This window comes from Cobetia sp., assembly GCF_983723665.1.
In genome coordinates this window covers 1,684-12,307 of sequence record NZ_CFDJES010000051.1, presented here as the reverse complement: position 1 = coordinate 12,307, position 10,624 = coordinate 1,684, and the positions used below count along the sequence as shown (strand labels likewise).

The 10,624-nt window shown below is 62.4% G+C and carries 8 protein-coding genes; 4 read left to right on the top strand and 4 right to left on the bottom strand.

What is annotated here, in order from left to right; genetic code table 11:
* From gnd to AC4FAH_RS07135, 3 genes are all read right to left on the bottom strand, one after another.
* Positions 1-974: phosphogluconate dehydrogenase (NAD(+)-dependent, decarboxylating) (gene gnd, locus AC4FAH_RS07145; RefSeq protein WP_490245816.1), on the bottom strand; the 974-nt coding region annotated here is incomplete at its 3' end.
* Positions 975-1,142: 168 nt separating this feature from the next.
* Positions 1,143-2,396, bottom strand: coding sequence for a ribonucleotide-diphosphate reductase subunit beta (locus AC4FAH_RS07140; RefSeq protein WP_287020779.1), 1,254 nt, complete (start codon positions 2,394-2,396; stop codon positions 1,143-1,145).
* 277 nt (positions 2,397-2,673) lie between these two features.
* Entirely contained in the window at positions 2,674-5,574 is a 2,901-nt protein-coding gene (locus AC4FAH_RS07135) for a ribonucleoside-diphosphate reductase subunit alpha (protein ID WP_054555290.1), read from the bottom strand.
* Between the two features lie 605 nt (positions 5,575-6,179).
* Here AC4FAH_RS07135 and AC4FAH_RS07130 point away from each other — a divergent pair.
* The 4 genes from AC4FAH_RS07130 to AC4FAH_RS07115 all read left to right on the top strand — a co-directional run bounded on the left by AC4FAH_RS07130 (position 6,180) and on the right by AC4FAH_RS07115 (position 9,444).
* The gene (locus AC4FAH_RS07130; RefSeq protein ID WP_394805763.1) at positions 6,180-6,884 is read left to right on the top strand and encodes a winged helix-turn-helix domain-containing protein; all 705 of its coding nucleotides are present in this window, start codon (positions 6,180-6,182) and stop codon (positions 6,882-6,884) included.
* 3 nt (positions 6,885-6,887) lie between these two features.
* Positions 6,888-8,549 carry an ATP-binding protein gene (locus tag AC4FAH_RS07125; RefSeq protein ID WP_175089956.1) on the top strand — a complete coding sequence of 554 codons (1,662 nt, stop codon included), beginning with the start codon at positions 6,888-6,890 and terminating at the stop codon, positions 8,547-8,549.
* A 24-nt stretch (positions 8,550-8,573) separates the two neighbouring features.
* Positions 8,574-9,023: a lipocalin-like domain-containing protein gene (locus AC4FAH_RS07120; RefSeq protein WP_288387863.1), complete on the top strand. Its 450-nt coding sequence runs from the start codon at positions 8,574-8,576 to the stop codon at positions 9,021-9,023.
* Positions 9,024-9,237: 214 nt separating this feature from the next.
* Positions 9,238-9,444, top strand: a complete 207-nt coding sequence (locus AC4FAH_RS07115; RefSeq protein ID WP_043333698.1) for a cold-shock protein — start codon at positions 9,238-9,240, stop codon at positions 9,442-9,444.
* A 238-nt stretch (positions 9,445-9,682) separates the two neighbouring features.
* Here AC4FAH_RS07115 and AC4FAH_RS07110 read toward each other — a convergent pair whose 3' ends face one another.
* Positions 9,683-10,594 (bottom strand): LysR family transcriptional regulator, encoded by a 912-nt coding sequence (locus AC4FAH_RS07110; protein WP_054555293.1) that lies wholly within the window; start codon positions 10,592-10,594, stop codon positions 9,683-9,685.
* Positions 10,595-10,624: the final 30 nt, after the last annotated feature.

Here is a 10,624-nt window from a genome sequence, read left to right as displayed (position 1 = left end):
CTGGGCGGCTCGACATGGCCACCGAAGCCGAAGCGCATCGCCGACAGCAGGCGGTTGGCGTAGGTGTTTTCCTTGCGCGAGCTGAAGCGCGAGAACAGCGCATTGGCCAGCACCGGCACCGCGACACCCTGTTCGACGGCGGCATCGACGGTCCAGCGGCCTTCGCCACTGTCGGAGACGGCACCGCTGTAGTGGTCCAAACGCTCGTCACCGGCCAGGGCCTGGGCGGTCAGGTCAAGCAGCCAGGAAGACACCACGCTGCCACGACGCCACACCTCGGCGATATCGGCCAGATTGAGGTCGAAGCGCTGATCTTCCGGCAGGGCGTCGGAGCCCTTGCTCTGCATCAGTTCGAAGCCCTCGGCATAAGCCTGCATCAGGCCGTACTCGATGCCGTTGTGGACCATCTTCACGTAGTGACCGGCGCCGACCGGGCCGGCGTGGATGTAGCCGCGCTCGGCGCGCTCATCCGGGGCGTTGCGGCCCTTGGTGCGCTCGAGATCGCCATAGCCCGGGGCGAGGGTATCGAACAGCGGCTCGAGATGCTCGAACACGGCCTTCTCGGCGCCGATCATCATGCAGTAGCCGCGCTCCAGGCCCCACACGCCGCCGGAAGTACCCACATCGACGTAGTTCAGGCCCTTCAGCTTGAGGGCCGTGGCACGGCGGATGTCGTCCTTGTAGAAGGTGTTGCCGCCATCGATGATGGTGTCGCCGGCTTCCATCAGCTCGGCAAGCGTGGCGATGGTCTGCTCGGTGATCTCGCCAGCCGGCAGCATGACCCAGACGGCGCGCGGCGCCTCGAGCTGCTGAACCAGTTCCACGAGGCTATCGACGTGCGTCGCACCGTCGGCGACCAGTGACTGGGCGATTGCCGCGTCACGATCATGGGCGACCACTTCGTGGCCATTGCGCATCAAGCGACGAGCGATATTGCCGCCCATGCGGCCGAGTCCGATGATACCGAGTTGCATGTTCGTTCCTTTCACGTGAAGCCGGGGAGAGTCGGGACGGCGCGAAGCCTACCCTGTGCGGGCGCTGGACGCAAAAACGGGCCATATCAATGACATGGCCCGTTGGGGTGCACAGCAGAGGCAGGCGTCAGTCGCGTGCCTGTCTCTGGGAGAGGGAGTGATCAGCGATCAATCCCAGCTCAGGGCACCGCCGACCTGATATTCGGTGACGCGCGTCTCGAAGAAGTTCTTCTCCTTGCGCAGGTCGATGATCTCGGACATCCACGGGAACGGGTTCTTGGCGCCCGGGAACTGCTCCTTGAGGCCCAGCTGCGCGAGGCGACGGTTGCAGATGAAGTGGAGGTATTCCTCCATGATGGCCGCGTTCATGCCCAGCACGCCGCGCGGCATGGTGTCACGCGCGTATTCGATCTCGAGCTGGGTGCCTTCCAGAATCATCTGGGTGACTTCGTCCTGGAATTCGGCGGTCCACAGGTGCGGGTTCTCGACCTTGATCTGGTTGATCACGTCGATGCCGAAGTTCAGGTGCATGGACTCGTCACGCAGGATGTACTGGAACTGCTCGGCGACGCCGGTCATCTTGTTGCGACGTCCCATGGACAGGATCTGGGAGAAGCCGCAGTAGAAGAAGATGCCTTCGGTGACGGCGTAGAAGCCGATCAGGTTGCGCAGGAATTCCTGGTCCGCTTCCGGTGTACCGGTGTGGAAGTCGGCACGTGCCAGCGCCTGGGTGTGCTTGAGGCTCCAGGCGGACTTGCGCGCCACGGAGTCCACTTCACGGTACATGTTGAAGACTTCGCCTTCGTCCATGCCCAGTGACTCGATGCAGTACTGGTAGGCGTGGGTGTGGATCGCCTCTTCGAAGGCCTGACGCAGCAGGTACTGGCGGCACTCCGGGTTGGTGATGTTCTTGTAGACGGCCAGCACCAGGTTGTTGGCGACCAGCGAGTCGGCAGTGGAGAAGTAACCCAGCGAGCGCATCACGATCAGACGCTCGTCTTCGGTCAGGCCGTCCTGGCTCTTCCACAACGCGATGTCCGCGTTCATGTTCACTTCCTGCGGCATCCAGTGGTTCGCGGAGCCGTCGAGGTACTTCTGCCATGCCCAGTCGTACTTGAAGGGCACCAGCTGGTTGACGTCGGCGCGCGCATTGATCATGCGCTTCTCGTCGACCTGAATGCGCTGGGCACCCATTTCCAGTTCTTCCAGACCCTTGGCCACGTCGAGATCGTCCAGCGCCTGCTGGGCGCGGGCGATGCGCTCGGCATCGCTGATCGCGTAGCCTTCGCTGTTCTCGCTCGCGACAACAGCGTCAGTCGCCGGGGCAGCGGCGGGAGCTTCGGCCTGCGGCGCCGGTTTGGCCGTCGCCGGCTTCTCGGCAGCGGGGGCTTCGTCTTCGTGGAAATCGTCCCAGTTCAACATGTTGCGTTCCTCGTATTCGGTGATGGTCACGCGGGCAGTCAGCGTGACGAAAAGGCAGGGGCGGTGCGTTCTACGACGCGAGCGCCATCGAGTGGCGTGGCTCCCACAGGGAGTCAGGCCCGGGCTTGTTTCGAGGGAATGTCAGGAGGCAGTGATTGTTGGTGGCGGCACAAGACCGAGCGGGGCTCGGTCTTGTGGATTTGCCGCAATCCGCCTGCAAGGTGTGTCCTGGCAGGCGGTGAGTCAGCGTCAGCGGACTCGGGTCTGGCGCAATCGCTTACTGACAGGCCTCACAGCCCAACTCATCGATGTTGCTGGCGGAGGGGGCGCGCTGGCCGCTCTTGCCCTGCAGGAAGTCTTCGATGCCGCGCGGTTCCGGCTTGGCTTCCGGTGCCGGGGTCGGCGCGGGAGCCGGTGCCGGAGTCGGTGCATTGCCGACGGCGTTGTGCTTGCTGCGATCGACGGTGGATTTCTCCACGGCGGTCGCACCCAGAGCACGGAGGTAATAGGTGGTCTTGAGGCCACGGAACCATGCCATGCGGTAGGTCACGTCCAGCTTCTTGCCGGACACGCCCTGGATGTACAGGTTCAGGGACTGGGCCTGATCGATCCACTTCTGACGACGCGAGGCGGCTTCGACGATCCACTTCGGCTCGACTTCGAAGGCGTTGGCGTACAGCGCCTTGAGGTCTTCCGGGATGCGCTCGATCGGCTGCACGCTGCCGTCGTAGTACTTGAGGTCGTTGATCATGACCTCGTCCCACAGGCCGCGCGCCTTGAGGTCGTTGACCATGTAGGCGTTGACCACGGTGAACTCGCCAGACAGGTTCGATTTGACGAACAGGTTCTGGTAGGTCGGTTCGATGGACTGCGAGACGCCACAGATGTTGGAGATCGTCGCGGTCGGCGCGATCGCCATCACGTTGGAGTTGCGCATGCCCTGGGTGCGGACCTTCTCGCGGATGTAGTCCCAGTCCTGAGTCTGGCTTTCGTCCATCTCGATGTAGTCGGCGCCACGCTCGGTCTTGAGCTTCTCGATGGAATCGATCGGCAGGATGCCCTGGCTCCACAGCGAACCGTCGAAGCTTTCGTAACGACCACGCTCGGCGGCCAGATCACTGGAAGCTTCGATGGCGTGATAGCTGACGAGTTCCATGGATTCGTCGGCGAAGGTCACGGCTTCTTCGGAGGCATAGGCGATGGACTGCGCGTAGAGCGCATCCTGGAAGCCCATGATACCGAGCCCGACCGGGCGGTGACGCATGTTGGAGCGACGCGCCTGCGGTACGGCGTAGTAGTTGATGTCGATGACGTTATCGAGCATGCGCACGGCGGTACGCACCGACTTCTTGAGCTTGTCGCCATCCAGCTTGCCGTCGATGACGTGCTGCGCCAAGTTGATCGAACCCAGGTTGCAGACCGCGATCTCGTCCTCAGAGGTGTTGAGGGTGATCTCGGTGCACAGGTTGGACGAGTGCACGACACCGGCGTGCTGCTGCGGGCTGCGCAGGTTGCACGGGTCCTTGAAGGTGATCCACGGGTGGCCGGTCTCGAACAGCATGGAGAGCATCTTGCGCCACAGATCACGCGCCTTGACGCGCTTGAACAGCTTCAGCTGGCCCTGACGGGTCATCTCCTCGTACTGCTCGTAACGCGCCTGGAAGGCCGCGCCGTACAGGTCGTGGAGGTCCGGGCAGTCGGACGGCGAGAACAGGGTCCATTCGGTGTCATCGAAGACACGCTTCATGAACAGGTCCGGCACCCAGTTGGCGGTGTTCATGTCGTGGGTACGACGACGGTCATCACCGGTGTTCTTGCGCAGGTCGAGGAATTCCTCGACGTCCATGTGCCAGGTTTCCAGATAGGCACAGACGGCGCCCTTGCGCTTGCCACCCTGATTGACGGCAACGGCGGTGTCGTTGACGACCTTCAGGAAGGGCACGACGCCCTGGGACTTGCCGTTGGTGCCCTTGATGTAGGAGCCCAGCGCACGCACCGGCGTCCAGTCATTGCCGAGGCCACCCGCCCACTTGGAGAGCATGGCGTTGTCGCGGATGGCGCCGTAGATGCCATCGAGGGCGTCCGGCACGGTGGTCAGGTAGCAGCTGGACAGCTGGCTGCGACGAGTACCGGCGTTGAACAGCGTCGGCGTGGAAGCCATGTAGTCGAAGCTGGACAGCAGCTCGTAGAACTCGATGGCACGGCCTTCGCGGTCTTCCTCGTTCAGGGACAGGCCCATGGCGACACGCATGAACATGACCTGCGGCAGCTCATAGCGCACGTCGTTCTGGTGCAGGAAGTAGCGGTCGTACAGGGTCTGCAGGCCGAGATAGGTGAACTGGTTGTCACGCGTGTGATCGATGGCCGCGCCGAGACGCTCCAGATCGAAGGTGGCCAGTTGCTCGTCCAGCTGTTCGAAGGCGATACCGCTCTCGATGTAGGCCTTGAAGGCGACCGGGTAGTGGTCCTTCATCTCGCCGAAGGTGGCCTCGTCAGCGACCTTGAGGAAGCTCAGGGCTTCGCGGCGCAGGTTGTCCTGCAGCAGGCGGGCGGTGACGTAGGTGTAGTTCGGGTCCTTCTCGACCAGCGTACGCGCGGTCATCATCAGCGCGGTGGATACGCCATCGACCGGCACGCCGTCGTACAGATTCTTCAGGGAGTCATCGACGATCTTCTGGGCATCGACGTTGGAAAGCTCGGCGCAGGCATCGAAGACGAGGGTCTCGATACGGCCCAGATCCAGCGGACGCACGCTGCCGTCGAGGTGCGTGACGTTGATGGTCGGGTGCGGCTTGGCGATGCCTTCGCTCTGGGCGCTGCGGGCACGAGCGTGCTCATCGCGGTACAGCACATAGGCACGGGCGACCTTGTGCTCGCCGGAACGCATCAGCGCCAGCTCGACCTGATCCTGGATGTCTTCGATGTGCAGGGTGCCACCGTCAGGCATGCGACGCTGGAAGGCGTCGGTGATCTGGCTGGTCAGCTGCTGAACCAGGTCGCGGATGCGCGAGCTGGACTCGACCTGATCGCCTTCCACGGCGATGAACGCCTTGGAGAGAGCGACGGAGATCTTGCTGGCGTCGAAGGCCGCAACATCGCCATTGCGCTTGATGACGCGCAGGCGCTGGGGGGCAGTCACGTCGACTGTCGCCTGATCGGTGCTGAAAGTGGAATCCATGACGCCTTCCTGAATCGTCTGAAGGTGAATCGTTGCCCGTTAGGGCTCGAGGGCAATTCGTATCGGGGCGCAGGCTGGAAATTCCTGCCTGCGCCCGGGGATATTCTGTCGTCGTCAGCCTTGTCGTCGAGAAACTCGATCAGGCTCAGGCGGGGCAATCGGCGCCCGGGCTGAGCCTGATAGCGTTCATGAGACACGGTTCCAGCAGCCTTGCGTGACTGCCTTCCCATACGCTGATTCATGCTTTCGGGGCTTGACAATCGTCGCCATGATCTATGGGTGTCGACGTCGCCAAAACCCTACATATGGGGTGTGAGCTGATTTTGGACACAAGATAGTGTTGTTTGGTGGGGCGTGCAAGTGGATAACTTGTGGGTAAGGTGTGGTTGAAAATCCGGCCTTGCCGCTGGGGGATGTCAAGAGTTCAGGTGTTAAATTTTCTGCGCTCCGTCAATGCAGATGGTGCCTGCGCTGCTGGCGCGTAAACGCCCAAATTGGCGTATCATTCGTGACAAATCACCCTGAAAAGGTTACGACGTGGCACAGGAAAGTAACTGCTTGTGAGCTGCTGGCCACGTTGACCCAACGATGCGGATGGAATGCCCTTGGATACCAATGCGCAAGAACATGTATTGATTGTTGAGGATGACGAGCGTCTGGCGACACTGACGCGCGAATACCTCGAAGCCAACAACTTCCGCGTGAGCGTCGAGAATGACGGCGCGCGGGCGGTGGACCTGATCATCAGTCTGCGCCCCGACATCGTGATTCTGGACCTGATGCTGCCGGGCGAGGATGGCCTGTCCATCTGTCGTCGCGTGCGGCCTCAGTTCGCCGGGCCGATCCTGATGCTGACGGCGCGTACCGATGACATGGATCAGGTGCTGGGTCTGGAGATGGGCGCCGACGATTACGTGCCCAAGCCGGTGCAGCCGCGTGTATTGCTGGCACGCATGCGGGCCTTGCTGCGTCGCGCCGATGGCCCCGAAGTGGCCGCCGGTGAGACGCGCCTGGTGTTCAATGATCTCGAGATCGACAACGCCACCCGTGAGGCATGGTTGGCGCGCGAGCGCATCGAGCTGACCAGTGCCGAGTTCGACCTGCTGTGGCTGCTGTCCTCGAATGCGGGTCGCGTGCTGACGCGCGAGGAAATCTTCTCTGCGCTGCGCGGCATCAAGTACGACGGCCAGGACCGCTCCATCGACGTGCGTGTCTCGCGCATCCGCCCCAAGATTGGCGATGACCCCAATCATCCTGAGCGGATCAAGACGGTGCGCAGCAAGGGATACCTGTTCGTCAAGGACCTCTAGACGATGCGCCGGGCTCTCTCCGACAGCATCTTCCTGCGTGTCTATGTCGCCTTGCTGGTGGCATTGGTGCTCACGCTGGGCATCGCGCTGGGTGGCTTTCAGCTGACCAACATGGTCCGGCTGGAGGCCTACCAGACGCGTCTGGGCGCGGCACCGATGCGCCTGCTGGTGAGCCAGATCGCGGCCACGCCGGAGGCTGAGCGCGGGGCCTTCCTCAATCGGACCGCCCGCCTGCTGGATGGGCGGTTGTTGTTGGCACCGGCGGCGGTCTTTGACCTCAGCTGGTGGGAGCAGCGCCGCCTTGAAGCCGGGCGGCCGCTGGTGAGGCCGCATGATGACGCCGGCTGGCAGCTGTTGATGGCGGTGCCGGGCGAAGAGAGAGTGCTGGAATTCCGGCTGCTGCATCTCGCGGAGCGGCAGTTGCGCGGGTTGATGGTGTCGCTGCATGACACCCTGCAGCCCATGAATGCCGAGCAACGCAGCGACTTGCTGGCCCAGCTGCAGCAGGCCTCCGGTCTGTCCTTCGCGCTGTTGCCGGACATTCCGCAGAATCTCGATGCGCAGCAGGCCAGTCGCCTGGAGGCCGGTCGGGTGGTGCTCAATGTGGCCAGTCATGGCCAGGCGATGGCGCTCTATACTCGTCTGGGGGACCGCGCCATGCTCAAGGTCGGGCCCATCCGAGGCTTCGAGACGACACCGCCGGCCTTGATCATCGCCATGATACTGGCGGTCATCAGTCTGCTGGGCGGCGTCATCTATCTGGTGGTGCGTTCACTGGAGGCGCGCCTGACGCGCCTGGAAAAGGCCGCGACACGCATTGCGGGCGGCTATCTCGATACGCGGGTGCGCATCGAGTCCAATGACTTTCTCGGGCGTCTCGGCATGGCCTTCAATGGCATGGCTGAGCGGGTGCAGGGGTTGCTGGGCGCGCAGCAGGACATGATTCGGGCGGTCTCGCATGAATTGCGCACGCCGGTGGCGCGTATCCGCTTCGCGCTGCAGATGATCGAGGACATGGTCGATGATGATTTCGTCCAGCGTCAGATAAAGGGCGCAGACGGCGACATCGAGGAACTCGACAAGCTGATCGACGAGATCCTGACCTACGCACGCCTCAACAATGCCGCCGGTATCCAGCTGGACCTCGGCATGGTGGATTGCCGCGAGATCGCGGAGCAGGTCTGCGAGACGCTGGCGCCGCTGCATCCTGAATTGCTGCTGAGCATCGAAGGCGAGGCGCTGGAGGTCGAGGCCGAGGCACGCTATCTGCAGCGGGCGCTGCAGAATCTGGTCTCCAATGCCTGCCGGCACGCGGATTCCCGTGTGCTGGTGCGTATCACCAGTGACCCGCAGGTGGTCAGGCTCGATGTCGAGGACGATGGCCCCGGCATCAATGAGGAAGATCGCAAGAAGGTCTTCAAGCCCTTCGCGCGCCTGGATGATTCGCGTACGCGTGCCTCCGGCGGCTACGGGCTGGGGCTTTCCATCGTGCAAAAGATCCTGCATTCCCACGGCGGCAGCGTGGTGGTGGACAAGGGAAGATCGCTCAAGGGCGCGCGCTTCAGCCTGTTGCTGCCACTGACCTCCAGCCAGCTGGAACGCAAGGCGCCTGTGCCCTTGCCGCCGGTCAAGCCGCCGTCACTCCAGGACGAGCACGCCACCTGATCACGACCGTTTGAGGAATCGGCCATGCGGGAATCTTCCTTGTCACTGCATCCTGACTTGATCGGCGCGTGGCGGCTCGAGCGTTTCTGGTATGCCTGGCCGGATGGACGCGAGCTGGAGCCGCTGGGCGAGTGCAAGGGCCAGCTGCATTACATGGCCAATGGCTATATGAGCGTGCAGCTGGTGTCCTGTGAGCGTCAGCCTCTGGGAATGGCGCCGACGGATGATCAGCTGGTCGCCGCCTTTCGTGAGGGCTTTGCCTACTGTGGGCGCTGGCAGTGGGACAGTGAGCGGGAGGAGGTCTGCCATCATCTGTCGCTGGCCACGATCGCCGATTGGGATGAAGTCACCCTTGTGCGGCGCGTCACGCTCGAGGGAGACCGCCTGCTGCTGGGGACCGATGCGCCGAATCCGCAGCTGCCGGAAGGGGGATTTCTGACCTGGCTGGAGTGGCATCGATTGGCGACTGTGTGAAGTGATTGTCGAAAAGGCTTGACGTGATCATGGGTTAGCGTGCAATGTAGCCCCTGTTGGATAGCAAGACGCACCACTCAGTCGCCTGTGCTGCTCGGTAAATCGCCTTGAGCGCCCCGAGAAGCCTCGCTGATTTGATGCATGGTTTTGCTTTGCCCACGCTCTTCGGGTAATGCCCGTTATTTCAAACATGCTAATCAGAGAGGAATTTCTCATGGCTACAGGTACAGTTAAGTGGTTCAACGACGCTAAAGGTTTTGGTTTCATCGCTCCGGCTGACGGTGGTGACGATCTGTTCGTTCACTTCTCCGAAGTCCAGGCTGATGGCTTCAAGACCCTGCAGGACGGCCAGCAGGTCTCCTTCGACGTGACTCAGGGCCAGAAAGGCCTGCAGGCAGCCAACGTCAAGGCTATCGACTGATCATCACTCATTGCGGAATGCTTTCCGCTTGAGATGATAGATGTCAAGAACCGCCCCAGCTCATGCTGGGGCGGTTCTGTTTGTGCTGAAGAAAAAGTCTTGGACGCAAGCCGTAGTGATATGGCGTGAACAAGCATTGAACAGTACTAACAAGAAGCCCCACCAATCGATGCCTTGCGGCCTGTCGAGTGGTGGGGCTTTCGTGTATCCATTCCTCGTAAGCGCTGAGGCCCGGGTATCAGGCAGGCTTCACGCCACTCAGCACCTCGAATGATGTCTCACGGGCGGTACGCAGGAAGTCGTCCATCCACGGCGTGCCGAGCAGATCTTCTCTGACGGCGGCGTAGAGTGTCGCCCAGACACCGTCGCCCAGCGACAGGCCGCGCACGTAATCGCGCGTCAGGTACTCGGCCAGCGCCCAGTTGGGGAGCGCCGTGACGCCGCGGCCGCTGGCGACCAGCTGCATCATCATCACCGTCATCTCCGCGCTGCGGATCTCGCGCGGGCTCACGTTGGCCGGTTCGAGGAACTGGGTGAAGACGTCCAGGCGATCATGCTCGACCGGATAGATGATCAAGGTCTCGTCGCACAGGTCCTGCGGCTCCACATGGCCCTTGATGGCCAGTGCATGCTGGCGTGCCACGGCCAGCATGACCTCGTAGCGGAACAGCGGAATGTACTGGATGCCGGTCATCTCCACCGGGTTGGCGGTGATGACCAGGTCCAGCTGCTCGCGGCCCAATGCCTGCAGGGGAGCGAAGCTGTGGCCCGAGGGGATATCGACTTCGATCTCCGGCCAGTGATCGCGGAAGCGATCCACCGTCGGCATCAGCCACTGAAAACAGCTATGGCACTCGATGGCCATGTGCAGCCGGCCCTGCTCGCTACCCGCCATGCGAGCAATGTCGCGCTCAGCCATGCGGAACTGCGGCAGTACCTGCTCTGCCAGCGACAACAGGCGCTGTCCGGCGCGGGTGAACTCCACGGGGCGCGTCTTGCGGATGAACAGCGGCGCGCCCAGGCGCTCCTCGAGGTCCTTCAGCTGATGGGACAGGGCGGACTGGGTAAGGTGGACACGCTCCGCGGCTTCGACCAGCGAGCCAGCATCACGCAGGGCCAGCAGGGTACGCAGATGGCGCAATTCAAGCATGATGAATGGTGCTCATGTTGAGAGGTTGAG

Excerpts from the sequence above, each read along its gene's own strand:
- AC4FAH_RS07140 (WP_287020779.1), bottom strand. The coding sequence starts at position 2,396 with ATGTTGAACTGGGACGATTTCCACGAAGACGAAGCCCCCGCTGCCGAG.
- AC4FAH_RS07135 (WP_054555290.1), bottom strand. The coding sequence starts at position 5,574 with ATGGATTCCACTTTCAGCACCGATCAGGCGACAGTCGACGTGACTGCC.
- AC4FAH_RS07125 (WP_175089956.1), top strand. The coding sequence starts at position 6,888 with ATGCGCCGGGCTCTCTCCGACAGCATCTTCCTGCGTGTCTATGTCGCC.
- AC4FAH_RS07120 (WP_288387863.1), top strand. The coding sequence starts at position 8,574 with ATGCGGGAATCTTCCTTGTCACTGCATCCTGACTTGATCGGCGCGTGG.
- AC4FAH_RS07115 (WP_043333698.1), top strand. The coding sequence starts at position 9,238 with ATGGCTACAGGTACAGTTAAGTGGTTCAACGACGCTAAAGGTTTTGGT.
- AC4FAH_RS07110 (WP_054555293.1), bottom strand. The coding sequence starts at position 10,594 with ATGCTTGAATTGCGCCATCTGCGTACCCTGCTGGCCCTGCGTGATGCT.